The organism is Desulfogranum aggregans (assembly GCF_055398265.1).
This window is the reverse complement of sequence record NZ_AP042447.1, coordinates 697083-722811: the sequence shown is the minus strand read 5'-3', so window position 1 is coordinate 722811 and position 25729 is coordinate 697083. Positions and strand designations below refer to the sequence as shown.

Genomic DNA, 25729 nt, shown 5'->3' with positions numbered 1-25729 from the left:
CGCGCTCCGGTCTATAGGCTCAGATCGTAAAGAATCACGTGCCCCACCCTCGGCAGGGAATCAGGAAAGAGAATTTACAGAGCCAATAAAAAAGGCAGAGCCGGAGCCCTGCCTTGAGTGATTTAATACATTTGACAATGTTTCAGTTGCGTCTTTTTCTGCCTGTAGCAGCAAGTCCAGCTAGGCCAACTCCAAAGAGGAGCATGGTTGTTGGTTCGGGCACGGGATCTATGCTATAGCTATGCAGGTCAGTTATAAAAGAACCTTGAAGCTGGGAGCTGAGATCCCACGTTATCCAGGCTTCTCCTGTATTCAGATCAATGCCGTATAAATTGTGGCATGTTCCTTGTTCCTCATAGCATTCCCGGTTTACACCCCAAAGGGTGCCATCTTGAGCAAATGTAATATTGGATTCACCGCGAAGTGACCAAGAAGATACGTTTGATACTATATCGTATTCTCCTAAAGAGAAAGAGGGAGATACTCCTTGATTTTTAATCAAGTACGGTCGCTCAGCCATATTAGGACCAGGGTTTGAATAATCCGCCGTACGAGTGATGGCATACCAATCACCTGTTTTTGGGTCTCTTTCGACATTACCGTGCTCTCCACCATCCCCTGTGTAAGAAACCCTACCGGTACGTGCTGAGTCTTGAAAACGGCCATTTTTCCCTAGTCTAATCTCATATATAGTGCCACCTTCATTGGTGGTTGTATAGAGCAGCTCATTACTCACTGCTTCCAAGCCAATCCCTCTATCGAGAATATTGCTTACAGGATCATCATCTTCTGGCCTATAATCTTCAAGCATGACCAAGTTTCCCCCCCCATTAACCCTGGCCAAAAAATTCACAACTGTATAATTTAAATCATCTGCTACATGGCCACTTTTAGTTGCATGTCCGTTGACATATAATTTTCCATTAGGGAGTTGAGCGACTCCGGTTATTTTCCCACCCCCATCCCAGCCTTTTTTATCCCAGTAGCTTGAGTCAAATGCGGCAATAACGTCAACATCACCAGTGGTAACATCCACTGTGAAAATCTCTTCATACGTGCTGCCTAAAAGCAGCGTGGAAGCGAACGATACATTTGCAAATAAACAGAAGACCGCTGAAAACAGACTTACTTTGCTCACATTTTTCATCCTTTCCTCCCTAGTGGTTGATTTAATAACACTCACAAAGAGTGTTACCACCACAACCCAGTGTCCGCAATTGTCACAAATACCCATAAATATGTAGGTAAATTCGCTGAACTACAATGTGACAGACCACACAATGGTACTGCTACCATTCTTGACGCGGCCCCGTTGTCAAGGTAACGTGCATCCTATCAAAATAGTAACGGTGAAATAGACCGCACTGTAAAACGGTCTATTCTTGTTGAAATACAATTCGTCGTGAGTGTCGGATGCTGTTCCTCGCAGTGTGGGCAAGCATGAGGATTCATAGGCAGAGCCAGCGCGGCATTGTGTACATAAAAAAACTTCCCGCACAATATACCCCACCACATATAGATAATTTTTCTTATCATCAAAAGTGAACCATTAGAACAGGATTGACATAATATATATCAGCCAGAATTAGAGAGGATAATAATCGAAATGAATCAAGTAAATTTTTCAAACCACAACGGTGATTGCACGAAGCATACAAAAAAGAAAAAAACGTTTTCATTAATTCTATTTTTAACGTTAACACTAAACATCAGTGCAGTTATACCTATTGCCGCTCCACAGAATGCTGAAAATAAAAACAATGAAACAGAAGAAATTAACAAACTATTAAATTCAACTAATTTTATATTCTCTGATCAACATCCAAGATACCCGTCCAGTGGTGTTAAGGCTGAAGGTAACTTGACTCTTGAAGTTGTCAGTGGCATATAATCGACAGGTAACAAGAAGAAGTTAAAAGTCAGTTATGATAAAATATGGGAATTAATGGACATGAGATTTTTTGCAAAAGTTCACCCTCAATACGATCCCAAAAAACCAGGACATGAACACCCTGACATTCATGAGGTTTACTGGAAGAATAATAAAATTCAGGCATATACAGTTAAGCGGTACTACACGAATATACAAGGATATTTAATAACAGACATATTCGACAGAGCCTTCATGCTGGAGAACATGTGAATAACCATACTGAGTACTTGAGAAACAATGCATAATCACATTACACTACCATACCTCGCTGCCTCCGTAGCGGTATGGGAAAAAGCGGGATGCCAAACATCAGAATAACACTCCTTATCCTTGCCGTACTATTTGCCTTTTTTCAGTACTCCATCGTATTTGCCTGGACCGGAAAGGTAACCGGCGTTGCAGATGGTGATACCATCTCTGTTTCAAGGGGAACCGAGAAGGTTAAAATTCGCCTCTATGGCATTGATACACCAGAGCCGTGTTCGGTATAATGAAGGGAAAGATAAGTTCGGAAATTCCGAACTTAACAATGAGGGAAAAGTTAAGATTGGAAATTCCAATCTTAACCCGACCGAAAAACCAGAACCAAAACCAGAAAAACCGGATGAAGGAAAAATTAAAAGGAGAAATTCTCCTTTTAACACAGCCGAAAAACCAGAACCAGAACAAGAACCAGAAAAACCGGATGAGGGTAAATCTATTATGGGAAATTCCCATAATAGACCGGAAGAGAAAGGGCAAGCGTACGGGAACAAGGCAAAAAAGGCCACCAACGCGCTTGTACGCGGCCGACAGGTTGAAGTTAAGCCTGTAACCACAGATAGATATGGGCGTACCGTTGCGCTTGTCTATGTAAACGGCCAGAGCTTGAACAAACATCTTGTTCAGGAAGGTTATGCTTGGGTGTACACGAAGTATTGCAAAAAGAGCTTCTGCACCACCTGGAAGGGTATTGAAACCTTTGCGCGGTTGCAAGATAGAGGAATGTGGAACGATCCGCACATTATTCCCCCGTGGGAATGGAGGAAGCAGAAACGCAGCGGCAACAGGTCAAACGCAAGCAATGTACCCGGCCCATACCATGGAAACGTGAAAAGCAAATCGTTTCACCGGGAATCATGCAAGCACTTCAACTGCAAAAACTGTACGGCGGGATTTGATAGCAGGGATGCGGCGATTGCGGCAGGGTATCACCCCTGTGGAGGGTGTAAGCCGTGAAAATTAAATTGGAGATTCAAATAAAAGTGAACTAAAAAATATAACCCTACCCGATCAAGACAAGGAAAAAAAATGTCGGTATTTTTGACGGTATAAAACAAAAATCGAAAAAATAAAACTATTGATAACATATATTTATGCTACATTTTATACAGCCGCCTCGCCCACCAGTAATATCAAGCACTTAGCGTAATCAATGCTAGGTGTTTTTTTATTTCCCCCAACACATCTCCCACCCTTCTCGGGAATTAATTTCAATGGGGCCTCAAGGTTTTCACCCTCCACAGGGGTTATAACCGGCAGCAATAGCCGCTTCTCTCCTCATCCTGAACATCAGCAAACCAGACTTCGATTCTATTTGACAAGGCATTAAAAAATAATAGGAAATATATTTACCAAATCGGTGAGAAAAATGTCATTGCCTGTGATAATCCTCAAACCGATATATCATGACAGTGCCGTGCTATCTTTCATTAATCGCACTAAAAATAACGATCTAAAACAACTAGGCTTTTATGCCCCGCACAGTCTGTGAAAACAGACGAACATAAAACTTTAATAAAGGATGATTCACTTTGATATCAAGCGAAAACAGAGTTATTCTCACATATTAGTTGTTGCTCACACCAGTTTTTCGGTGTCACTTCCGGAAGGTTAAAGCGTATCGTCTCCAGGCGGCAACTTTTTTCAAAAATAGTATTTTATAGTCTCATGTCGTCGTCAGCGGGAAATTCCCGGATAATACCTGAGTCGCTGCTCCTCTTCCAGCGGTGGTGGAATTAAAACGAATTTGCCAACGTGTTCTTTCTCTGTGAATTCACGTTGTGCATCAACGATATTTTCGAGCGGGAAAGTTTTGGCAAGAAGTGGTTGTATTTCGCCTTTTTCTATATAAGAGACAAGATTCGGGAATACTGGTTCATCCCAGGCGGTACATCCTATCAGGGTTATATCTTTTAGGTAAAAGGTACGCATATCCAGTGTGACCATCGGCCCGCCGATAGCGCCGGAAGAAACATATCTGCCGCCTCTTTTCAATACATCCATCATTTGGCCAAATGACGGTCCGCCAACATTGTCGACGACGACATCAACAGATTTTTCGCCAAGAGAGGCAACGATATCGTCGCCGCGAGGGATGACGCGATCTGCCCCGATTTTCAGAACCTGTTCCATCTTTTTCTTTCCAGCTATTGCCGTGACTGTAGCCCCGCGTCGCTTCGCCAACTGAACGGCCGCCGATCCGACCCCGCCCGACGCACCAGAGATAAGTACATAGCTACCGGCAGCTATTTTCGCCCTGTGAATCATGTTTTCTGCAGTACCATAAGCACACGGGATCGTGCCAAGCTCTGAATCTGTCCAATTACAGTCTACGGGAAACACCTCCTCAGCCTTCACTTTTACGAATTGGGCAAACGCCCCATCAAAATCAGAGGCCATCCAGACGTTTTCAAGCGAGTCCCACCCGGAGGTGCGCATGCAGGCGCGGACAAGTACTCGAGACCCGATTGCGCTCTCATCTCCCCCTGGACCGACGGCAACGATGCGGCCGCAACAATCAGTACCTTGGATAAACGGGAACGGGGTCGCCTCGTTCCAGCCTCCGTCCGCCTTTTCTTTTGCATTTTCTTTTTCGGTATCCGTGAGGTTTTCAGTACCTGTAGTAACTTTGCTTGAATACCAACCAAGTCGGGTGTTTATTTCGGTATTGTTCACTCCTGCGGCAAGAACATGGAGTAGCACTTCACCTGGAGCAAGTTCAGGAACCGGTACATCCCTATATTCAAGTTTTTCATATCCTCCGTTACCGTTTGTAACAACCGCTTTCATGGTATTTTTGATACCGGTTATATCGAATCGATCCTTTTGTGCTGTCGTTTTCTGTTGTTTGGTCACGCCGTACCTTTATTGGATTAGTCGAATATAGAAACCCTTGGCCTCAGACCCAGGTCAGAGTTGATGGACTTTTACCCTATACGACTCATTGCTCAATCTCCAACAGAGTTGCCCCACAACGTTGGAGAAGGAGAAAGCAATGAGCCGATTTAGCAAGTAATCACAAACAATATGGCACTGCCACTACTACCAAATAAGTGGCTGCAAATGTGAGAACTATACACTGTCTCCAAGATCCCATACCGGAGAAAGGCAGGCCTTTACCATCAGGGGTCTACGAGGGAGTACTATTTAATCAGATTTTTACTTTTGAGCCAATCCATAGCCACATCATGAACTGGTTTGTGGTCTACGTCTACGGCCATATTGAGTTGCTGCATCTCTTCTGTGGTCAGGTTCTCCGAAAGCGGCTTCAAAATGGTGCTGATCTCCGGATACTTATCCAGGATTTCCTTCCTGACAACCGGTGCGGGATTATAAACGGGGAAGAAAGACTTGTCGTCTTCAAGGTTAACAAAACCAAAGGCAGCGATTCGACCATCCGTCGAAAAACCCATTGCAGAATTAACATGCCCTTCTTTCAACGCTTGATAGGTTAGTCCTATACTCATTTTTTTTACCTGTTTGACTGAAAGTCGGAAATCATACAATTTCATGATTCCTTTAAAACCGTCAGGGCGTTCCCAAAATTCAGAATCCAAAGCGAATATCAGTTTGTCCGGGTTTTTGCCGACGTAGACTGCTAGATCGGATATGCTTTTAATTCCGAGTTTCTCTGCTTCCGCCTTGTTCATCATCAGGGTATAGGTGTTGTTGAACTTGACGGGTTCGAGCCAGACAAGGTCTTTTTCAGTGTCTTTATCTTTGACCCAGTTATAAACCTTCTCTGGAACCGTCATTATTGCGGTATCATTCTGCTTGTAATACAGCGTGTATGCTGTGCCTGTGTACTCATAGTAAAGATCGAACTGGGCATTCTCCAGTGATTTTCTTGCTATCACCGACCCTACTCCTGTTTTCAGGGTTACATCAAATCCCGCCTGCTTGAGGAGGATACCGGCAAGTTCCGGAAGCAGGAGCTGTTCGGTATAATTTTTACCTCCCACGACCAAGCTTTTGTCTTTGGCAAGGGCACTGCCTGGTAAAAGTACGCCCAACATTAACATTAAGATTGACGGAAGAACAAACTTACAAAGCGTTTTCATCTCACACCTCCTGGTTAGGCATCGTGTGCTGAATGCCTTAGTTTTTCCCGGTTTCAGGGCCCAAGCAAAAAAAGTTTGCCTGTTCCAGCTCTACACCCCGATTAAGTATATTTTGTGGTCACTGCTTTCGTGTGTTCATACCTTGCTTATTTGGAAAGACGCAGCCCCTTAGAAATCAGGACCAATCCCAGCAGCTCAGTCATAAAATCAGCAAAAAGCGCCAGAAGTGTCACCGGAATAGCTCCGGCCAGCAATTTATCCGTCTGCATAAGGCTTATACCTGTAAAAATAAGATCTCCTAATCCGCCGGCACCGATAACATAGGCAAGCGCAGCAGTGCCGATGTTTATGATCAGGGCCACTCTGAAGCCGGTGAGAATCACCTCCATGGCATTTGGTATCTCCACTTCCATAAGAATCCGCATCGGGGGCATCCCCATGCCCTTGCCGGCATCTATGAGTTCCGGAGGCACCGCGGTTATTCCTGCAAGAGTATTTCTGGCAATGGGAAGTATGGAATAGATGGTGAGTGCGAATACCGCCGGCTTTACCCCGATACCCAGGAAACTCATGGCCAGAGCTAAAACTGCCAGAGAGGGAATGGTTTGGCCCAGCCCGATAACATACATACAGACCCCGCTAAATTTGCGAAACCTCTTCCTGGTAAGTACAATTCCAGCTGTTACTCCTGTTAACGTGGCAAAGCTCATGCTCAAGGCCACTATGTAAAGGTGCTGAAAGAACAATGCCATTATCTCTGGATATTCAAATGGATCGGAGAGTAATGCTATAAGGCCGGTTCGTTCAAAGGAAATACCCGCAATCAATATTATAATCGCCACGAGAAGCCTATACAATTTTGTTAATAATCTTCTCATCTTGCAAGTTTCCTCTGCACCTTGATACCTTCAGGCGTCGCAATCCTTTCCAAAAACGCCATCGCGCCGTCTACGATTATAGCCAGAAGAGAGACAAGTATGGCACCGCTCAGTATCATCTCCGGATATACCCGGGCAATACCCTGCTGAATATATACCCCTAACCCGCCTGCGCCTATATATGTGGCAATGGCAGCGATTCCTATATTCATAACGGCAGCCGTCCTCAAACCGGCAATAATAACCGGTGTGGCTAAGGGGATTTCCAGTTCTCGCAAAAGTTTCCATTTGCTCATCCCCATTCCTCTTCCCGCGTCTACCAGAGCAGGTGGAACATTTTTTATAGCTGTGTAGGTATTTCTGATGATGGGGAGCTGGCTGTACAGAACCAAGGCTATGACGGCTGGAACTTTTCCCAGTCCCATATTGAATATCGAAAGGATCGGGAGCATGATCCCAAACAAGGCGAGGGATGGTATAGTCATAAGTATATTTGCACCGTTCAGCACCTTGGAAGCAACTTCCTCATGCTTGGTAATGACGACCCCCAAAGTTACACCGATTGGGGTAGCTATAAGGAGCGCCAGTCCCACAATCCACACGTGCTCCCAGCAGAGATACGTAACCTCGTTTAAGTTATTCATTATGAATTGCAATGTGCTCATAATGGTACCTCGGTCTCATCAATTTCTGTATCATCGGCGTAACTTGCTTTTACCGCTTTCTGTATGTCGTTGTAGGTTACAGTTCCAACAAAGTTTTTATCTCCGTCAACAACGCATAATGTTGCAGTGTTGTACATAAGCATGGAGGAGAGGGCGTCTCTCACCGGGATTCTTTCTCTCAGGAAAATGGGAAACGGCTCTACTGCCTCTCCAACCGCCCCATCTTCGTAGTGGAGAATTTTTTGGGTGACCGAGCCTATGGGTTTATTATTTTCAATCACTATGCCGTAGCGGGAGCCTTTTTCTTTCAGTCTCTGTAATACATCCTGGGAACGATCCGATGCCTGGATAACATTTTTCGGCTTTCGATTTATGACATCGCTTACCCGCAAAAGTCCAAGCACTTTTAATGCCCTATCCGCACCGACGAAATCGGAGACAAATTTGTTTTTCGGCTGGGTCAGAATCATCTCAGGGGTATCGAACTGTATCAGGTGTCCCTGGTTGAAAATTGCAATACGATCACCCATCTTAATTGCTTCGTGTATGTCGTGAGAGACAAATGCTACAGTTTTTTGTAGCTTTGCTTGAAGCTTGAGGAATTCATCTTGAATTTCTTCCCTGTTGATGGGGTCTATCGCGCCGAAGGGTTCATCCATAAGAAGTATATTGGGGTCTGCGGCCAGTCCTCGGGCAACCCCTACTCGCTGCTGCTGGCCCCCTGAGAGTTCTGCAGGGTAGCGGTCTCTGTAGAGCTCGGGATCCAGATTCGTCATTTCAAGCAGCTCATCTATGCGTTTGCTGATACGCTCTTCATCCCATCGCAGAAGTCTGGGTACAACGGCAATGTTTTCAGCAATGGTTTTATTAGGGAAAAGCCCAATGGCCTGAATGACATACCCCAAGCGTTGTCTGAGCTTGACGACATCTATATCTTTAATATTTTCACCTTCGATGGTGATGCTGCCCCGTGTCAATGTCTCTAGTCTGTTCGTAAGCCTCAGCGTTGTGGTTTTACCGCATCCTGAGGGGCCGAGAAACACCACCACTTCCCCTTTTGGAAGGGTGAAGCTGACATTGTCAAGTGCAGTAACGGCATCAATTCCCTTACCGTATATTTTAGTTACGGATTCATACGTTATCATTAGAGGTCTCTTTGTAATTTTAACTGCTTAGCTTTATTCAGAGTATTGATGGACCTGCTATCACTATCCTGCCTTTTCGCATCATTGCTCAGGGAATGGGCTTTCCAGACGTTTTCAGGCAAAAAACGTAAGAGTCGGCACGACCTGAATGGTCGAGCTCTAACTGTTGGTTAAATAAAGTTAGGTAAGCCGGTTGGTTATGCATGTTGGTTCCTGATGGGGTTCTTTATAGATTACCTTAAGGAATGTTACCCCTAATCATCTTTCCGTCACTCACCGTAGCCCTCAATCCCGGAAGCTGATACTTCAGCATCGACCAAACCGACAACAGGGCAATTTTTTAAATAGTCAGTCCGTTATTCCCACATAATTGTTAAGTATGCCTTTGGTTCCGTGTCAATCTTTACAAAAATGCACTGCAAAAAAATATTAAGAATTTAGATTAGATGGGATACCATTATTATTGGATTTCACCATAAAGCATTACCACACATTATAATTTATTACAAGGTAGCGGCTAGACTGAAAGAGACTATAGAATAATATCTTATACTCACTTTTCTTTTGGCCATGGTGTATAGAGAAGATAAATGCCGTACTCAACTCCATTCTTACAGAGGTATTCGTACAAGCGAGTGTTATCCGAGCTGTACCACAGAATAGTAGAAACTGATCTCGATTCTGCAAACAACATTTTCCCTAGATAAGAATTTTTAGTATTGTCCTCCCAAAGCTTTGATAATTTTAACAACGATTCAAGTTTACGTATACTTCCTGTACATCCCTGAGCCAGTAGTTTCTGTAATGGGCTGCAAGGCGAAATTGTGAACGTTCACCCTATCTTGGTCAGATCTGGTTTTGTTCAACTGGTAGCCTTAAAATGCTCCCAGGAATGATGGCACCGTTCACTGGGTCCAGATTTGGGCCCACCTAATGAACGCAAATCGGTGCTCGTTGAATTAACACCCCAGGGTTGGTCTGTTTTGCTCACTACCCAACCCGGGAACGGCAGCTTACCTTTTACATGTAAAATTAAATCGAATGATGGTTCTTACACCGATGGTGAATGAAACGGTGGTTGGGTATTCCATAACGGTTGGTGGCTTAAAATGAAGCGGTGAGGCAAGGGCAGAATCTTCCCTTTGAGAATAATACGGGATTTTACCGTATTGGTTCCCGCTCCAACCTGGGGAACCGAGTAAAAAAAGGCATAATCTCCTTTTGATATCAAGGTATTCCCTATAACAACGATATTACCCTAAGTCAGGGCAATTGGTTGGGAGGCTTCTCCTCACGGGAACAGATGAGGGAAATACCCTGCATTAAATACAGGGCAAGGTGATAAGGAAAATTATTCCCTCAGTGATTCGCGAAAACCTGGTAAAAATAATTAGTTACCCAAAAGCCTACCTGGTCATTAATCCTTGTCAGATAATTGGCAGCCCCAGCTAGCACCCTACTTCATTGCCAAATACCAGTTGCTTTGCAAAAGAAAAAAGAATAATTACCTGTCGAGGCAAGCAAAAGGATTAGAAAAACTCAAAGGTCATATTCTGACGGTACAAATAAAACTCTCATTATTTTTAACCTGTTATTCCTTGCAGTTACATGATTAACATTGCAGCCGCCTCGCCCACTATGAATATCAAGCACTTAGGCAATCAATGCTAAGTGCTTATTTATTCCCTCCCGCCCCTCCACCCTATTAAAGAATTGGCTATAAATGGACCAACTTTTCCCCTCAGAAATTCCGAAAAAAATAGGGAGGAAACGATGATAAGCATTGATTCCTTTGTCGCAGATTTTATCTTTTTTTTCGCCGTTATTGATCCTATTGGAACAATACCTGTGTTTATAGCGGTGACCAGCGCCTTTGACGTGGCCTTAAAAAGACAAATAGCCTTCAAGGCTACCTTTATCTCTGCACTGCTTTTATTATTTTTCGTTTGTGTAGGAGAAATCATCTTAGAGGCAATAGACATTCCACTTTCAGCATTTCAAATAGCAGGCGGAATAGTTCTTTTTCTTTTTGCTTTAACTATGATTTTTGGCGAATCAAAGCCAGATGAAGAAATAAAAATGGTTGACAAGGCTCATGAAACAGCTGTTTTCCCTTTGGCTGTTCCTTCCATAGCCGGTCCGGGTCCAATGCTTGCAGCTGTTTTATTGACCCAAAACGACACTCATACAATACTGGAGCAGGTTCAAACAGGCGTTGCCATTCTCGTGGTACTTGCAATTGTTCTGATTTTTTTACTACTCGCCGGATCTATTCACCGCTTCATAGGTAACAGTGGCGCAAGCATTATCAGCAGGGTCATGGGATTAATACTTTCAGCCGTAGCTGTGAAAAATATACTCGATGGATTGAAAGATTATTTTTCGCTTTTATAAGTGATCCTCTACGAGAAAAATTGGTTCATCCAACTAAAGCGTACTATGGTTCATGAAGGGGCATTATTTTCAGCTTGAAAAATTCCATGTCTCTGAAGCCATACGCCTGTCACTTCATGGTATTAATTCAGCTTGCCGTTGAGCTATCCTTTTCCCCAGGCTATTTATTGATCTTCGACTTCAACCTACGTCTTAGCCCTATCCATCTGCCCATTCACCATGTTTAGATCCTTTTTTCCCAAACCCCGAGTGTTCTTTCTGACCGTCTTCCTATGGACCAGTTTTGCCATCGCAATCTGGTACCTGTACAGCGCAGATATCGCCCAGGCTCTTGGCCTGACGCTGGAGGAGGATTCGCCGGTGATCGGTCTCGGCCATTTTTTTACTGACTCTTTTCTGCTGCTCTATGTTTACTATACCGTATGCGTGTTGTTATTTGGCGGGATCTGGGCGCTCTTCTCACCACACCCATGGCAGTCATGGTCTATTTTCGGTTCAGCAGGCATCCTTTTTTCCACCTACTTCTCGGTGCAGGTTTCAGTAGCGATAAATAACTGGCGACGCCCCTTTTTCGATGCGGTGCAGAAGGCCCTCTCACCGGAATCCTCAGTCACGGCGCTGGAACTGTATGACCTGATGCGCCTGTTTGCAGAAATCGCCTTTCTCGCAATCGCGGTATTTGTCCTTACCAGGTTTTTTATCAGTCATTATATCTTCCGCTGGCGTACGGCAATGAACGAATACTATACGAGTCACTGGCATGAACTGCGACTTATAGAAGGTGCCTCGCAACGTATACAGGAAGATACCATGCGATTTGCCTCGATAATGGAAGGGCTGGGTGTTGCAATGGTTGATGCGGTAATGACCCTCTTTGCGTTTCTGCCTGTGTTATGGTCGCTTTCAACCTATGTCGATGAATTACCCGTTGTCGGCGCTGTCCCACACCCACTTTTTATTGCGTCGATTGCATGGTCCATATTGGGAACAGGATTACTGGCGGCGGTGGGTATCAAATTACCCGGCCTGGAGTTCAAGAACCAGCGCGTTGAGGCGGCATACAGAAAAGAGCTGGTATATGGTGAGGATGATCTTGACAGAGCCCAGCCGCTGAGCCTGAAGGAATTGTTTGCCAATGTCCGGCGAAACTATTTTCGCCTGTACTTTCATTATATGTATTTCAATATCGCCCGCAGCATGTATCTCCAGGCAGACAATATATTTGTCTACCTGATTCTCGTTCCAACCATTGCCGCGGGGACAATTACCTTTGGTATCCTTCAGCAGATATTAACCGCCTTTAATCAGGTGAGTAACTCTTTTCAATATCTGGTCAACTCCTGGACAACCATTGTCGAGATGCTTTCCGTATATAAACGACTGGCGTCCTTTGAAGCCGCTATCAGCGGCAAACCGCTTCCACATATTGATGCAGAATACGAGGAGGGCACAAGCGATGCCTGAGGGTGCACTGCTCGGAAAAGTCCTGAATAGATACCTGTATCGGAGGCTACAGGATGTCAGCAAAAACGGGCTTTCAGGTGCGATATGCCCAAGTCGTGCCAGCAAAAAAGCCGGAAGAGAACCTCACCAGCCCCTGTCAGACCCCAATATTGACAAACTGCAGGTGTTTTTTCATGAGCATGGTACCTCCGCCCTGTGAGATCACCTGCTTCACCTGGGCAGCTTCACTGACCATGGAGCCGCTGAGCTGGGTAATGCCAGTGCCTGCAAATGCTTCCGGACAGACCGGAGTGGAAGGCCCGAGCATAACAGCTGCCCGGCTCTGGCGCAGAAGACCAAGCAGCCTGTCGATGGTATTATTGATGATGCTCGTTGAAGTGATTATCGCTACATCGCATGCGGTCAGTATCTCGTGATCAGTGCGCAGATCGACCTGAGCAGGCCTGCTGGTGTTCAGCTCCAGGACATCGAGCTGACAACCGCTCTTTTTTATTCGCGGAATGAGCGGTGCAAAATGACCAACCATCACCACCCGGTCATCCGCCGAAAGCTCCAGCCGGGCAATGGCTTCCATCTGATCAACTTCCCGCTTGACCCGCGAATTGAGCGCATTGAAGGTGGCAAGCCCTATCGCCCGTTCGAGATGCCCTTCCCCTGTCAACAGCTGGAGCGCTTCAGCCTCAGAGCACTCGTGCAACTGCCCTGCTTTGGGTAGATGGGTACAGCTTGTCGACCCGTCCCTGCCGGGTGTCCAGGCGATTCCGGCTTTTCCATCGTGCAGCTCCACGTAGGTATACCCTAAGCCGATACGGACATCGGCAAGGAATGCGTCTTGGCACTGCTGCTCTCCAGAGATCTTCAACCTTTCACTAACCAACATTTCAACGCCTCAACAAATGTATTTACAGCTTACGCGCCCTGCCGCTTCTTTTTTCGAGAATCACCCCCACTCTCCCCCCTGCACCCATTCTTATACATCTCCAGCCAACCAAATACAACGCCATAGCCGCCCTTGACCTCCACAACACATTCACTTTGCAGCGCATACCATTAATTTTAAATCAATACTTTAACATTCTACCTTCTGCAGAATCTGAAGTGATGTGATAAAGCACAACGCATTTCATGGAAATGCCTGAACATCTCTCCTTCCGTTGATAGCAGTAACCATCCGTTCAACAGGCTAAATGACCTGAACGGTGTAGGTTCCAATGGCCCTCCCCTGCCAGCTGAGCGATTGACAAGGGGTACACACTTGTATATCTATGAAAGCACGAACAATTACTGTAAACTCAAGCAAAGGGAAATACCATGCGGAGTCATGAAATAGACTATGAAATCATTGGCAATGATATCCAGATAATTGAGGTGGAACTCGATCCAGGGGAAACAGTCATCGCAGAAGCCGGTGCCATGAACTACATGGAAGAGGGTATCGGTTTTGCGGCAAAAATGGGCGATGGGTCGGAATCGGAAAACGGAATTATGGGTCTGCTGAAAGGGGTCGGCAAGCGCGTCCTCACCGGTGAATCCATTTTCATGACCCATTTTACCAATAATGGTGGCGGTAAGAAACGGGTAGCCTTTGCAGCGCCCTACCCAGGAAAAATTATTCCCATTGACCTGGGCAGCATTGCGGGAGGGGAACTCTTATGCCAAAAAGACGCCTTTTTATGCGCAGCCCTCGGCACCGAAATCAGCATTGCTTTCAACCAGAAGCTGGGGGCCGGGTTCTTTGGTGGTGAAGGCTTTATACTGCAAAAGCTGGTAGGCGACGGTATGGCCTTTGTTCATGCCGGTGGCACCGTGGTGAAAAAAGAACTCCAAGGCGAAAAATTACTCGTGGATACCGGTTGCCTGGTCGGTTTTTCAACTGGTATTGAGTACAGTATAGAGCGCTCCGGCAACCTGAAATCCATGTTCTTTGGCGGTGAAGGGTTATTCCTTGCCACTCTGCAGGGTCATGGAACCGTGTGGCTGCAAGGCCTGCCCTTTTCCAGATTGGCGGACCGTATTCTTGCCAACGCCCCATCAGCTGGCGGTGACAACAAGGGGGAAGGGTCAATGCTGGGCAACCTGGGGACACTGTTTGAGAAATAATGCGGTGCCTATCCGCCATTGCCCTGTTTTTTCCCGGCTGCAGGAAGAAAATGGGGCATGGTTAGCCTGCTGCACTTTGGGATGAGTGCTGTCTGTCCCTTTCCTGTGCAGTTACCTTCACCTTATCACAGAAATTTTGCGAAGCCCTTGTCCGTCGAAACTGTATTCAAGTCAACCCAGGAGAAAGAAATGAAGGCTCAATCAGATCAATTTCTTCAAGTCTGGATTGTGGCGCTTGAAATCTGCCTCTTCAGTATTTTTCCGCAAAGCAAAGCTATTGCCTGTGAGGTGGCCACGACGGTAAAGGATGTTACGCTTGATGAAATCAAAACGTTCTTTGTGAATAAAAATAAAGTGGTCATTACCTTTGTCGGCTATTCCGGTGCGGAATATGAAGATAAACAGGCGATGCTTGAAAAAGCGGGACGTATCCTTGATGAATATGACGCATCTCAAACCATAGTCAATATAGGCGCAACCCCGGAAGGTATAGGCGCGATCTATGAATTGGCCAAAGAGAAAGGGTTCATGACTACCGGCATTGTATCGACCCAGGCCAAAAAATATGATGCGAAACTGTCTACCTGTGTTGATTACGTATTCTATGTGGAAGATGCTACGTGGGGTGGATTCATTGACGAAAGCGACAGGCTGTCTTCAACCTCGACAGCGATGGTGGAAAACAGTACTGTTGTAGTTGGAATCGGCGGCGGTGAAGTTGCTCGAGATGAACTCCTAGCTGCCGATCGTCTGGGAAAAGACGTCATTTTTCTTCCCGCTGATATGAACCATCAAAAAGCTCGAGAGAAGGCCAAGGGAAAAGGGTTGCCAGAGCCGTCGGATTTTGGTGGTGCTGCAGATCAAGTATTGTAGCACGGCCAAACTGTCGGCCGGCTTTCGAGACCCAACAATAGGCTGCGGCTGTCGTCTGGTACTGTCACCCTTTATTTGCCAGAATCTTTACCCTTTCCAGACGGAGCTAGGCATAGATGTTACCAGAAAAAAATGGATGATCTCTCCATAGCATTTAAACTTAACGATCAAGTGATTTCATTCTGGCAGTTCTATGTCGGATGGAATGCTGGTGTTGTTGGATGGGTGTTCTCCAGAGAAGCGGCATGGTCAAGGCAGAAAAGACTCGGCGTAGGCTTAGCAGTGCTTGTCTTTAACATTTTCAATATTTCCGGCCTTTTTCGCACCACAAGCAGTTTATTCGACATCGTTGCCTCCATGCAGGCGGAGGGGTACGTGATACAAGGCGCACTTACCCCAGCAGTATTCAATGCCGCACTGCAAAGGCTCTCAACTGGTGATTGGTGGCTGCATATCGGTCCACACATCATAGCGGACCTCATAGTTGCCTATTTTATTCTTGTCGTTGCCAGGAACAAGCCATCGCATGCCAGGGGGTCCTAGCTTCCTGGAAACGCCAGGCGTGCCGGCCACCCCAGCGCCACAGTTTGCCCTGAAAATAAAGAGATTGTCATAGCCTGGCTCCCTCCTTTCCTGCTTGACCACCTCCCGCCTCCAATTCGCCAGCTCCTCCCATACTCCCCGAGGCGCAACACCTTTGTTCACCAACTAATTTCCACCACTCACAACGATAGATCGTTTACCAAAATACTGCTCCGCTGTAGGGGTATCACGAAAAAAGGCTCAGTACAGGTAATAACCGAAAAGTTCATCACCATTGTTCACCCGGAAAGCCAGGACACCTGAAAACACATTGCTTTTTACACCTCAGGAAAAAAGCAGCAACCACACCGTAGGAAATGCACAGCGTGGAGGCAAATTATGTATGTAAAATTAGAGAGTTTGCTCTTTTTATTTCCAGAGATTGACGTATACTGGCAAACCGATTCTGCATGTTTTATGGGAGGGTCAGTCACGAAAAATGTACCGTGGCTGTTTTACAGGCAAACAAAAACTCGACGACAAGAAATCAACCGAATGTCAAACAGGTATATCCTATAAAGGACGCCGGATTGGCCCAGCATGCCCCCATCTCTGAAAAAGGTCCTGAAGGCAAATAAACAATGCCGCCCTGCTACGCCTAATTGCCTCGGCAGTTGCCTGATGGTTCTGCACAACCACTTGGAAAATGAGCCGAGCTCGAACAATACCTCCTTGTATACTTTGATGAAAACGCAGGCAGCCATGAGATTCCGCTTTCTCTTGACGTGCGTGAAATATTGACGACCTCATTCAACCCAAACTATTTCAGGAGAGAACAATGCATCACACCAGGCTGATCACCCTCTTTTTAAGCGTGGTCATTGTATTTTCGTTTTCAGATGCTTTTGCCATTGAGGCAAAGATATCTGCCAGCGCAGTTAAGGCAGGCGATCCGATCACCATTGAAGGACAGATTGCCCCTGACAGCGACCTGACCGTCGTTATCTGTTCCGAAAAGCTCTTCAAGGCATCGGATTCCACCGGTGCAAAAGAACGGACGCGGTTGAGCGAGGGGAAAAACGGTACAAACGCTTTTGGCGATACCCAGATCCCGGCCACCTATTATGTGGTGGCCAGCAATCCCGACACCTATGCGTCCATCGAAACCGTGAATAAAGGGCAGACCAGCGGACCTTTTGCCTTCCCGCCCTTCAAATACAAAGTAAAGGTCAACAAAATTAATACATGGGAGACCCTTGCCCCTGAAAGCCGCGCCATGCTTGGCCCTATTACCACCGAAACCCAGTGGGACTATATTATTTTCACCCACGAAAATAAGTTTGGTATCAACACCATTGCTAAAGAAGCCGCCATTGGCGGCGGCAACGCAAGAATGGTACTGACCGATTTCGACCGGCAGCAGGAAGCATGGAATGAAGGGGTGAGCCTGACATTGGACAAAACAACGGGTAAATTCTCCGCAAGCATGCGCCCCTACAAGCACATCGCACCGGAAACGATGATGGCTGTTTATGTCAATGGCCAGAAAATCGGTGCCTTCCAGGTAGAATCATCTGGATTCTATTTCAAGACCGCCAATGTGTACATGAATCCCTTGGTTGTTTTCGGCGGGGCCTTTGTCATTGGCGTGCTTTTTGTGATCATGGGAGCTGCTGGCGGGCTTTTCACGGCCGCCTACCAGATTACGGTTATCGGAACAAAGGGACCCATCGGCATCAATGCCGGCAACACGATCAAGCCGACCAACCTGTTTCTGACACTCTGCTCTCCTATCACCGGCCTGATCAGTTATTTCAGGGAAAAACGGTTTGCCTGGCCGGTTGCCCTCTGTTTTGCCACCGGCATTATCACCGGCGCCTTTTTTATTGGCCCTCCATTGTCAGCAAAATACCTCAACCTGGCTGCCTTCAAATTTTACCTGGGCATTATCTGTCTGGTCATCGGTATTAAACTCTTTATGGAATCCCTGCCCAGTTCCATTGAAAAGAAAAAAAGCATGAAGGCGATTGTTGATAAATTCAACCGAGCGGTCAAGGAGGCCAAGGAATCCGGCAAAGCCATGGAGCTAGGCAAGGTCGAATTTGAAAAATTCAACTTTATTCAATTCGACATGAAATTCTGGGGAGAGAACTTTGTGGCCCGCCCCCTGCTGATGTTGTTCGGCGGCATCGTGATGGGAGTTATCGCCTCTGCCTTTGGTGTTGGAGGCGGATTCATGTTCATGCCCTTTATGACTACCCTGGTGGGGTATCCCATGTACCTGGCTGTCCCTATTGCCCTGACGGGCGGTTTTGGCACCTCCATCGGCGGCATTGCCAAGTTCGTCACCATGGGTTATCAACCGGACTGGATCATGGCGGCCCTGATTGCTGCCGGCGCCATGTGTGGCGGTGTGGTGGGCCCCAAAATCCAAAAACGCTTACCGGAAATTTTTCTCAAGCGTATGCTAGCCCTTGCCCTGATCATTATTTTTGCTAAATATACCGACCTGCTCTGGTTCATGCGCTAGCCGGGATTTAGCATCGGTTCAGACGATTCCTGGCTCAACGGTTCTGGCATTCAACCTCGTGGACTAACGCGGGGTCTGCGCGTATCGTAGACAGCCAGAATACAGAGTACAATCGCACCGCATGGACTGAGCATTGATGAGCATGCCTTGTATTTACGACCCGGTTGGCTTGATGGCACTCATCATGAACTCACGCATTTCTCCGAAAAATGATCAAATGCTCAGCAGACATCAGGGGGAGAGGCGCAAAGGCAGATGCATAAAGGGATCACATGATGGGGGCCTCTATGGACATTATTTCCCATTGGCTTGATATACTGTATTTTTCTGTGGTTGATCCTTTTTTCCGCTTGCTTGGAAAATGTCTTGAGCTTTTCATTGTGGTGCCGCTGGACAGCATTCACGCTCCACCGGCATGCAAAGTTGCGGCGGCTGCAGTGCTGACGAGCCTGATCTCCATCAATCTTCGCAGACGTTTCAGGGTGACAGACAAGGAAAGGCACTTCAAACAGGTGTTTACAGAAAAAAAAGAACAGCAGCGTCAGCTTGAACTCCTTTCAGACTGGAAAAGCAGAGAAGCGCTGTACAGAGTGACAGATAAGGAAATCGATGAGGACTTCAACACCTATCTTGCCGGCAGGTATGTGGCCTATGTGGCCATTTACCTGCTGCCGGTCTTTCTCATGCTCCACTGGACTCACGTCATTCTCCCGGGTTCCCCTTTTGTGATACCGCTGCCCTCCAGGCCCTTTGGATTAGACGGCATTTCCATCCAACTGCTGTTCCTTACGGTCTATCTCATGGGGCTGCTCCTTTTTTCCACGGTTCTCGCCAGATACTTCCCCCGGAAAGAAACGCTGGATCACGCACCAGAAAGAAAAGACTGAGCACGAAAACGGGATTGAAAAGAAAACATCCTGTTCTGACCAAGTCAGGGCAGAACAGGATGCTGCACAGGCGCCCCACAAAGGGATAGAAGGCGCTTATGGTTGGTGGTTGTTTTAGTCAGTGCCAGGTGGTTACAGCGTGCGTCGCTGTTTTACAAAATGGGGAAAGACTATTTTTTAACTTTCCTGGCTGTATCTATGAATTATGGCGTGTAGTTGGTCATGCCCGGTCCGGTCAAATCATATACGTTGAAAAACTCATCCGGCATGATGGTCGCTATACCATTCTCAGGTCTTTCGATGAGGTCCTTCTCAAGGGTTTTGACCCTGAACGTCCAGCCGTCAGGTAAATTTTTAAACTGGTCCATTCCCGCAGCAACAAACTCTTGGTAGGTGTATGGTGGAGTCAGCCCCAATTGAAACCCTTTCATGACCCAGGTATTGCCTTCTTGATCATCAAGAAGCAAGACCGTTGTTCCCTTGTTCCAGCCAATGCCGCTTTTTCGAGCAATTTTTTTAGGCTTATACGGTTTACTTTCTGCTACGCCGCCGGTATTGCCTCCCATGTCCAGTTGACCTACCCATGGGGCTGCTATCCCATTGAACTCCCTGACTACTCCAGCCTCTATTTCTGTCCAGTCAGGCAACCATAATTTAGGGCCATTCAATGAAGCATTGAGGACACCGTACTCTTTTTTGATCTTTTCAAAATCCAGTCCCTCCACCAGGGCCTGCGGAGCGGTATCTCTGGTTGCGGGAATTCCTTCAGACGTGAACATCGGGTTGTAACAGGCTGCGACCAATTTTTGCGTGGCCGGATCTTTAAATGCAAGGAACATTTCAATATAACGGGTCTGGTGCATGTTCTTAACAACCATGTGTTTTGCGTCTGCACCGTCGTGTAATATCTCTGGTGTTGTCGCTGCACTGGCAAAGGCACTACCTGGCAATACAGCTATCAGGCACATAATCGCATTTCTTAACACTCCTACCTTCATCTTCATTTCTCCCTCCTTTTGCTTATCATTTATACTCAAAGACCATCCTTACAGAACCGGTGTAGCTTCAGGAAAAGTCCACAATCCGTCGATGACTTTCTGTTGTGGCCGGTACATTCTGACGATGTAATTCCAGCCCGGGGTGATTGGCAGGTAGTTCCTCTTGGAAGGGTCGCCACCAAAATGAACGGTCACCGACCCGTCCGGATTTTTCTCGGCAGTCACATTATTCACTGAGTACGCATTCCTGTCATTTTTCTGCATGAATCCTTTGGCGTTGTAGACAGAGACTGACACGAAACCATCAACCGGTACTTTCCCTGTTACGGTGAGGACATAAGGAATTTTGCCGTCATTTTTCTTTGGAACCACGTTGAGATAGGTGGCATCCTTATCCGGGTTTCCACCCCAGCCATACGCCGTCCCCAGCAGATGACTAATCGGGTCGATTTCATTTATATTGCCAAACATGCCTTTGGCACTGCCTCGGGTTCCTGCTAAAACGTTGATTGCGTCTCGGACCTTGTGCAGCGATGCTTCATCCCACTCAGGTATCACGAAACTTCCTGGATCCTTTTGCCGTACGATTACCTGATCTTGCAGATCATTTGCGGCTTGAATATCAGCAGGATTACCGGCATCAACAAATGTCCTTATAAGAATGCAAAGGTAGCGCGTGCCGACCTTATCCTTGGTAAAAGTGTATTCACCTTGGCCATAGTCGACCTCAAGCGTGTAGTGATCCTGATTGATGATCTGCATCGACTGAAACCGGCCCTTGTTGTCAGGTTTCACAACAGTGACCGGCTCTGTGAGGTCAAAAACACCAAAAGAATAGATTGTATCGCGATTCATACGAATAACTTTCTGTTGATCAATTGGTGTGGGATTTCGAATGTGGAGGAATTTTCCCAGTGCTCCCTGTTGAACATAACTGTTCATTGTCACATCCGTCTCTGCACGGATGAAGTTATCAACGGTTACCATTTCTGATGCATTGACAAAGCTCGCCAGCGAAAGGAACAACCCCAAGACGATAATACTGAGCAAACAATGTTTCATTGCGTTACTCCTCCATGTCGGTTTTTGTGGTCAAATAAGCCGGTAATAGCGAGTGAGGCTTCAACGGTCCCTCCGAAAAGAACGTCCTTTGCAGCCACCTGAACTGATCCATGCAATAAAAGCCATCCTGAGCTTCTCAAAGCGAATAGCTGTTTATTGAAGCGTCCCAATATCAAAGAGGGTGGTGCAGATTTCTTCGGCAAGCCTCATGATAAGAATACTCTGTGCCTCAACAAGCGCATCATACCCATCCTGTTGAACAGGCTCGGTGAAATCTCCATGACGAATCACAAGCAACTCGTCTGCTGTTTTATCGTATAGAGTCCATGTTGCCTTGAGCGATGCGTATTCTCCCAAACGACCGTCAAGTCGATGCACATCCAGACTCATTCGAATGTCAGGGTCAAAATATCCCTCCCATGGTCGAACCATTATTTTGTCGGTTTGCAGTATCCTGCGCAGGTTATCAGTCAGAACCCGTACAAAATCACTCTCAAGTGACCCACCCCATCTATGAAACTCGTTTATGACTAAACGATTTTTCTGTGAACGGGTAACAATGGAGGGACGATCAAGTTCACTGGGCAAGGAAACCGGGCCGATGCCGAGAGCTAAAGGCCACTGTTGGGAAGGGGATAGGCTAGTTTCACCTGGATCGGGTGATGTGAGCGTGTAGTAGACAGATTCTGGACTTGATGCGATACAGCCAGACAGGCCTGCCGACAGCAGGATAACAACCAGTAATATAGTAGGAGATCTCACAACCACTAGTTCCTCTTCAGTGTTTTGCCCTGAATCAATGCCTCCGGATGACGCTCAAGCATATCGGCGAGATTATTTATAGACCTGGACGCCTTGGCGATTTCTTCGAGCGATTTAATCAGGTTGCTCTGCACAGGTGAGTCCGCACTCAACCACCCTTTTACCTCATTGGTCAGTTGATTCAGTTCCTGTAGTGTCGCTGTTATTTCGGGCATTGTATCCGCATTAACATGCTTTGCAGTTTCCTCAAGTGCAGAGAGGACGCTGCGTAAAGCATGAATGGATTCCACAATATCGGGATTTTCAACTATACGTTCGATCCCTGTTAACGAATTGTGCAGGCTTTGACCTATCTCTTCAATGGGGAGTTTGTCCACCTTGTTGATAAAACTGACCACCCCGGTCATCACTTCCTGTGCTGAAGACTGCACGCTTTGCACGACCAGCAAGCCATTGTACCGTTGCTCATTGACTTTTGCGGCATCTGGATAATAATCAACATCTATCAGCAGCTGACCGGTCAAAAGGCTCCCTGTCTTGAGTTGTGCCCGAAGACCATTGTTCATCATCTCTCTGACCTGTTGATCAAGATCTTTCTGCTTTTCATCTAGCAAACCAAGTCGATCCCTCTCAACATCCAAGAGCACCATGGTGGAGAAATTGAGTTTGTCAGAAGAGAGCTTCATTGAGATATCTCTGACTTTCCCTATCTGTATTCCACGAAATTCAACAGGTGCACCGATAGACAGACCGCGAGTAGACTCGAAAAATTCTACATAATACTGATGTCTCATCCGGTACTGATCATCTTTGGCCTCATCGCGTGTTTCGTACAGTCGAAACGTATTCTCTGCAGACGGCAGTTCAGCAAGAGGTTCTTCGTTAAAGGTGCCAAAGGCAATTCCACCGATAATCAGGGAGACGACGGATTCAGTATCCACCTTAATGCCGTTTGCGGTGAGTTGTACATCAAGACCACTGGCGAGCCAAAACCGAGTATTTTTACGGACAAACTTGTCGTAGGGAGCATTTATGAAGATGCTGACATCAACGCTATTGCCAGCAGTATCCATTTCATATTCCACCACCTGGCCTACTTTTACCTGCCGGAAATACACCGGGGAGCCGGGGTTGAGTGAACCAAGGCGAGGTGCAGCCAATTGAAAAAAACTTCCTTTATCGGCACTGGTAACAATGGGGGCGGTTTCAAGTCCGACGAAATCTCTCTGCTCTTTACCTTTTGTTGACGGCTCAATTCCAATATAGGCGCCCCCAAGGAGTGTGCCGAGACCACTCACCTCACCGGCTGTAACACGTGCCCGAACAACCCAGAATTTTGTCTGGTCAGTTAAGTATGATTCACTGCCTTTGTTCATTTGCACATCCAGGATGACCCGAGATAGCTCTTCATTAATATGAATGGATTCAACCACGCCAACGTCAACCGATTTGTACTTGACTTTTGTTTCGCCGGCTTTAAGACCTTCGGCAGTGGCAAATGACAGTGTTATCATTGGGCCTTTTTCAGTAATCGCCTTGTAGGCGAGCAAGCCGCCAACAAGTAAGGCGACAATTGGCACCAACCAAACAATGGAGAAAGAGCGATGGGCTTTGATAACCGGGTCCGCAGCTTGCAACGCCGGTTGCTTGGCTTCAGTATTATTCTGCATGGGTAGTCTGCAAAGTGTCCAAAATCAGCTGAGGATAAATTGACTCCGGGGCGAACATAGTAGTGACAGCGCCCATCCCAACTGCGAGAAGGTGACAGAAGGTTAACGCGCAGAGCATTAGCAGGGATATAGTTCTTTTACTCTCCACGGTATCGGCTTTGAATTTAGCGATTTAAATTGGCTTTTCAACTGCAACATATACAAGCTTGTTCCCCATGAAGGCGGCACGATAAAAGGTATCGTCACACTTCTGGTATTGGGTGTTTCCTACCGTGATGGGCAAACACCCTTCCTTGGGAAGCGTTTCCAGTACGGTACCCATGGGTACACCTGAGGAGGGTGGTGGTGAGGCCGCCTGCTGCTTTGCCGCTTCCGCTTCCTGTTGAGCGGCAGCAGCTTGTTGCTGAGAGTAAGCCGCCTGCTGTTGGGCGGCAGCAGCTTGTTGCTGGGAAGCAGAGGCCGCGGCAGCTCCTGTTGATCTTCCGGCTGAATAGGCTACAACAGCCGTTCTGCGACGCACCCCAAAAATCGCCTGTGCATCTGGTACAAGTTCTAAGGGTAACATCGGGATGTCAATAGTTAACATCGCTGCAACAGGCAACATGGGGACCAGTACTCGAGAAAGTCGTTTCATTGGCTGCTCCTGCATAAATAGTTAGAATGGGAGAAATTCAATTTTATGAGCACCATCAGGAGGAGTGAATGTAAACTTGGACGTATTGATTTCAGGGGTGAAATCCCACTCACGCAACACTGTTCGTATACTCATACGGTCGGGTGTAGATGTGTCGGTGACAACGTATTTATAAGGGATCGGCTGGTCACCCACAGCAACCCATACCTGAAAATCAACCCCAGGGCGGCTGAAAAGCAGCTGGTCACAGAGCACACCATAAATGTTGCTTTGACCGAGATATTGTGCGGAGGTAACTTCTTCCGTCAGTAATGCGTAAGAATTCTCCAGGATCAAATCGGAGACTGGTACGGCAAATCCAAGTGTGTTTGCCATGAATCTGAATAACTCGAGATAATTATCCGGGACAACCTCTGTTGCGTATACATTCGTCTCTGGATTGTGTAAAGTCAGGACATTGCCATTATAGTAAAAAACCTGCTCCACCAACTTGCCGTGACGTTCCGCCCTCAATTTATTGGGCCTATGCACCATAACGTCGGCCGATACGTCAATATCGATCAAGTGCCCTGAATCAAGAAGGTATTCAAGCGCATTTTCTGTTGTCACGGTAAACTGCTCGGCATTTCCAATAAATGCTGACATTCGTTTCAATATGGCCGTTGCAGTTGGGTCTATCTTCGCCTTCGCTGACGGTTCTTGAGCCAAAGAAGGGGTTGCTCCAGCGCTGAAAAGGAGCAAAGCAACCATTGCAATACAATACTTATAAAAATTCATCGCGCATAGATCTCCTTGTTTGTGTTTGTGGAGGACAACTGCGAACTGAAATTTTGCTTTCCATCCTCCCGGTCAGTGGCCGGGTGATTCAGCCCAGCAATTGGTTGCCAGTA

The 25729-nt window shown here is 46.7% G+C and carries 22 protein-coding genes; 9 read left to right on the top strand and 13 right to left on the bottom strand.

The window, feature by feature from the left end:
• Positions 1-142 precede the first annotated feature (142 nt).
• Positions 143-1147, bottom strand: coding sequence for a PEP-CTERM sorting domain-containing protein (locus ACZ52Z_RS03405; protein ID WP_464269355.1), 1005 nt, complete (start codon positions 1145-1147; stop codon positions 143-145).
• Positions 1148-1606: 459 nt separating this feature from the next.
• Between ACZ52Z_RS03405 and ACZ52Z_RS03400 the strand changes: the two genes are divergently transcribed.
• Positions 1607-1891, top strand: coding sequence for a hypothetical protein (locus ACZ52Z_RS03400; protein WP_464269354.1), 285 nt, complete (start codon positions 1607-1609; stop codon positions 1889-1891).
• Positions 1892-2335: 444 nt separating this feature from the next.
• Positions 2336-3151, top strand: a complete 816-nt coding sequence (locus tag ACZ52Z_RS03395) for a thermonuclease family protein (protein ID WP_464269353.1) — start codon at positions 2336-2338, stop codon at positions 3149-3151.
• A gap of 720 nt (positions 3152-3871) precedes the next feature.
• On the opposite strand, the gene ACZ52Z_RS03390 is transcribed toward ACZ52Z_RS03395, so the two are convergent.
• The 5 genes from ACZ52Z_RS03390 to ACZ52Z_RS03370 all read right to left on the bottom strand — a co-directional run bounded on the left by ACZ52Z_RS03390 (position 3872) and on the right by ACZ52Z_RS03370 (position 8943).
• On the bottom strand, positions 3872-4984 hold the full coding sequence (locus tag ACZ52Z_RS03390; protein WP_464270750.1) for an alcohol dehydrogenase family protein: 1113 nt from the start codon (positions 4982-4984) through the stop codon (positions 3872-3874).
• Positions 4985-5337: 353 nt separating this feature from the next.
• Entirely contained in the window at positions 5338-6255 is a 918-nt protein-coding gene (locus ACZ52Z_RS03385) for an ABC transporter substrate-binding protein (protein WP_464269352.1), read from the bottom strand.
• Positions 6256-6401: 146 nt separating this feature from the next.
• Positions 6402-7133: an ABC transporter permease gene (locus tag ACZ52Z_RS03380; RefSeq protein ID WP_464269351.1), complete on the bottom strand. Its 732-nt coding sequence runs from the start codon at positions 7131-7133 to the stop codon at positions 6402-6404.
• A complete protein-coding gene (locus ACZ52Z_RS03375) occupies positions 7130-7798 on the bottom strand; it encodes an ABC transporter permease (protein ID WP_464269350.1) in 669 nt (222 codons plus the stop codon). Before ACZ52Z_RS03375 ends, ACZ52Z_RS03380 begins: the two co-directional genes overlap by 4 nt.
• A complete protein-coding gene (locus tag ACZ52Z_RS03370; RefSeq protein ID WP_464269349.1) occupies positions 7795-8943 on the bottom strand; it encodes an ABC transporter ATP-binding protein in 1149 nt (382 codons plus the stop codon). The genes ACZ52Z_RS03375 and ACZ52Z_RS03370 overlap by 4 nt, the downstream gene beginning before the upstream one ends.
• A gap of 1782 nt (positions 8944-10725) precedes the next feature.
• On the opposite strand from ACZ52Z_RS03370, the gene ACZ52Z_RS03365 reads away from it, so the two are divergent.
• Both ACZ52Z_RS03365 and sbmA read left to right on the top strand, forming a co-directional pair.
• The gene (locus ACZ52Z_RS03365) at positions 10726-11337 is read left to right on the top strand and encodes a MarC family protein (RefSeq protein WP_464270749.1); all 612 of its coding nucleotides are present in this window, start codon (positions 10726-10728) and stop codon (positions 11335-11337) included.
• Between the two features lie 219 nt (positions 11338-11556).
• Positions 11557-12801, top strand: a complete 1245-nt coding sequence (gene sbmA / locus ACZ52Z_RS03360; RefSeq protein ID WP_464269348.1) for a peptide antibiotic transporter SbmA — start codon at positions 11557-11559, stop codon at positions 12799-12801.
• A gap of 136 nt (positions 12802-12937) precedes the next feature.
• On the opposite strand, the gene ACZ52Z_RS03355 is transcribed toward sbmA, so the two are convergent.
• Positions 12938-13681: a Rossmann-like domain-containing protein gene (locus tag ACZ52Z_RS03355; protein WP_464269347.1), complete on the bottom strand. Its 744-nt coding sequence runs from the start codon at positions 13679-13681 to the stop codon at positions 12938-12940.
• A gap of 431 nt (positions 13682-14112) precedes the next feature.
• Between ACZ52Z_RS03355 and ACZ52Z_RS03350 the strand changes: the two genes are divergently transcribed.
• The 5 genes from ACZ52Z_RS03350 to ACZ52Z_RS03330 all read left to right on the top strand — a co-directional run bounded on the left by ACZ52Z_RS03350 (position 14113) and on the right by ACZ52Z_RS03330 (position 19713).
• Complete coding sequence (locus tag ACZ52Z_RS03350; protein WP_464269346.1) at positions 14113-14901, top strand: TIGR00266 family protein; 789 nt, start codon at positions 14113-14115, stop codon at positions 14899-14901.
• A gap of 189 nt (positions 14902-15090) precedes the next feature.
• Complete coding sequence (locus tag ACZ52Z_RS03345) at positions 15091-15774, top strand: hypothetical protein (protein WP_464269345.1); 684 nt, start codon at positions 15091-15093, stop codon at positions 15772-15774.
• A 132-nt stretch (positions 15775-15906) separates the two neighbouring features.
• A complete protein-coding gene (locus tag ACZ52Z_RS03340; protein WP_464269344.1) occupies positions 15907-16317 on the top strand; it encodes a hypothetical protein in 411 nt (136 codons plus the stop codon).
• Positions 16318-17134: 817 nt separating this feature from the next.
• The gene (locus ACZ52Z_RS03335) at positions 17135-18826 is read left to right on the top strand and encodes a sulfite exporter TauE/SafE family protein (protein WP_464269343.1); all 1692 of its coding nucleotides are present in this window, start codon (positions 17135-17137) and stop codon (positions 18824-18826) included.
• A gap of 287 nt (positions 18827-19113) precedes the next feature.
• On the top strand, positions 19114-19713 hold the full coding sequence (locus tag ACZ52Z_RS03330; protein WP_464269342.1) for a hypothetical protein: 600 nt from the start codon (positions 19114-19116) through the stop codon (positions 19711-19713).
• A gap of 203 nt (positions 19714-19916) precedes the next feature.
• On the opposite strand, the gene ACZ52Z_RS03325 is transcribed toward ACZ52Z_RS03330, so the two are convergent.
• From ACZ52Z_RS03325 to ACZ52Z_RS03300, 6 genes are all read right to left on the bottom strand, one after another.
• Positions 19917-20717: a hypothetical protein gene (locus tag ACZ52Z_RS03325; RefSeq protein ID WP_464269341.1), complete on the bottom strand. Its 801-nt coding sequence runs from the start codon at positions 20715-20717 to the stop codon at positions 19917-19919.
• Between the two features lie 42 nt (positions 20718-20759).
• The gene (locus tag ACZ52Z_RS03320; protein WP_464269340.1) at positions 20760-21698 is read right to left on the bottom strand and encodes a DUF1214 domain-containing protein; all 939 of its coding nucleotides are present in this window, start codon (positions 21696-21698) and stop codon (positions 20760-20762) included.
• A 228-nt stretch (positions 21699-21926) separates the two neighbouring features.
• Positions 21927-22535, bottom strand: coding sequence for a PqiC family protein (locus tag ACZ52Z_RS03315; protein ID WP_464269339.1), 609 nt, complete (start codon positions 22533-22535; stop codon positions 21927-21929).
• A gap of 5 nt (positions 22536-22540) precedes the next feature.
• On the bottom strand, positions 22541-24205 hold the full coding sequence (locus ACZ52Z_RS03310; RefSeq protein ID WP_464269338.1) for a PqiB family protein: 1665 nt from the start codon (positions 24203-24205) through the stop codon (positions 22541-22543).
• Between the two features lie 172 nt (positions 24206-24377).
• Complete coding sequence (locus ACZ52Z_RS03305; RefSeq protein ID WP_464269337.1) at positions 24378-24839, bottom strand: hypothetical protein; 462 nt, start codon at positions 24837-24839, stop codon at positions 24378-24380.
• A gap of 21 nt (positions 24840-24860) precedes the next feature.
• Positions 24861-25616: a DUF2092 domain-containing protein gene (locus ACZ52Z_RS03300; RefSeq protein ID WP_464269336.1), complete on the bottom strand. Its 756-nt coding sequence runs from the start codon at positions 25614-25616 to the stop codon at positions 24861-24863.
• Positions 25617-25729 lie beyond the last annotated feature (113 nt).

What these genes read in the sequence shown, in the direction of transcription:
- ACZ52Z_RS03405 (WP_464269355.1), bottom strand. Translation starts at nt 1,147, where the DNA reads ATGAAAAATGTGAGCAAAGTAAGTCTGTTTTCAGCGGTCTTCTGTTTA.
- ACZ52Z_RS03400 (WP_464269354.1), top strand. Translation starts at nt 1,607, where the DNA reads ATGAATCAAGTAAATTTTTCAAACCACAACGGTGATTGCACGAAGCAT.
- ACZ52Z_RS03395 (WP_464269353.1), top strand. Translation starts at nt 2,336, where the DNA reads ATGGTGATACCATCTCTGTTTCAAGGGGAACCGAGAAGGTTAAAATTC.
- ACZ52Z_RS03390 (WP_464270750.1), bottom strand. Translation starts at nt 4,984, where the DNA reads ATGAAAGCGGTTGTTACAAACGGTAACGGAGGATATGAAAAACTTGAA.
- ACZ52Z_RS03385 (WP_464269352.1), bottom strand. Translation starts at nt 6,255, where the DNA reads ATGAAAACGCTTTGTAAGTTTGTTCTTCCGTCAATCTTAATGTTAATG.
- ACZ52Z_RS03380 (WP_464269351.1), bottom strand. Translation starts at nt 7,133, where the DNA reads ATGAGAAGATTATTAACAAAATTGTATAGGCTTCTCGTGGCGATTATA.
- ACZ52Z_RS03375 (WP_464269350.1), bottom strand. Translation starts at nt 7,798, where the DNA reads ATGAGCACATTGCAATTCATAATGAATAACTTAAACGAGGTTACGTAT.
- ACZ52Z_RS03370 (WP_464269349.1), bottom strand. Translation starts at nt 8,943, where the DNA reads ATGATAACGTATGAATCCGTAACTAAAATATACGGTAAGGGAATTGAT.
- sbmA (WP_464269348.1), top strand. Translation starts at nt 11,557, where the DNA reads ATGTTTAGATCCTTTTTTCCCAAACCCCGAGTGTTCTTTCTGACCGTC.
- ACZ52Z_RS03355 (WP_464269347.1), bottom strand. Translation starts at nt 13,681, where the DNA reads ATGTTGGTTAGTGAAAGGTTGAAGATCTCTGGAGAGCAGCAGTGCCAA.
- ACZ52Z_RS03350 (WP_464269346.1), top strand. Translation starts at nt 14,113, where the DNA reads ATGCGGAGTCATGAAATAGACTATGAAATCATTGGCAATGATATCCAG.
- ACZ52Z_RS03345 (WP_464269345.1), top strand. Translation starts at nt 15,091, where the DNA reads ATGAAGGCTCAATCAGATCAATTTCTTCAAGTCTGGATTGTGGCGCTT.
- ACZ52Z_RS03340 (WP_464269344.1), top strand. Translation starts at nt 15,907, where the DNA reads ATGGATGATCTCTCCATAGCATTTAAACTTAACGATCAAGTGATTTCA.
- ACZ52Z_RS03335 (WP_464269343.1), top strand. Translation starts at nt 17,135, where the DNA reads ATGCATCACACCAGGCTGATCACCCTCTTTTTAAGCGTGGTCATTGTA.
- ACZ52Z_RS03330 (WP_464269342.1), top strand. Translation starts at nt 19,114, where the DNA reads ATGGACATTATTTCCCATTGGCTTGATATACTGTATTTTTCTGTGGTT.
- ACZ52Z_RS03325 (WP_464269341.1), bottom strand. Translation starts at nt 20,717, where the DNA reads ATGAAGATGAAGGTAGGAGTGTTAAGAAATGCGATTATGTGCCTGATA.
- ACZ52Z_RS03320 (WP_464269340.1), bottom strand. Translation starts at nt 21,698, where the DNA reads ATGGTAACCGTTGATAACTTCATCCGTGCAGAGACGGATGTGACAATG.
- ACZ52Z_RS03310 (WP_464269338.1), bottom strand. Translation starts at nt 24,205, where the DNA reads ATGCAGAATAATACTGAAGCCAAGCAACCGGCGTTGCAAGCTGCGGAC.
- ACZ52Z_RS03305 (WP_464269337.1), bottom strand. Translation starts at nt 24,839, where the DNA reads ATGAAACGACTTTCTCGAGTACTGGTCCCCATGTTGCCTGTTGCAGCG.
- ACZ52Z_RS03300 (WP_464269336.1), bottom strand. Translation starts at nt 25,616, where the DNA reads ATGAATTTTTATAAGTATTGTATTGCAATGGTTGCTTTGCTCCTTTTC.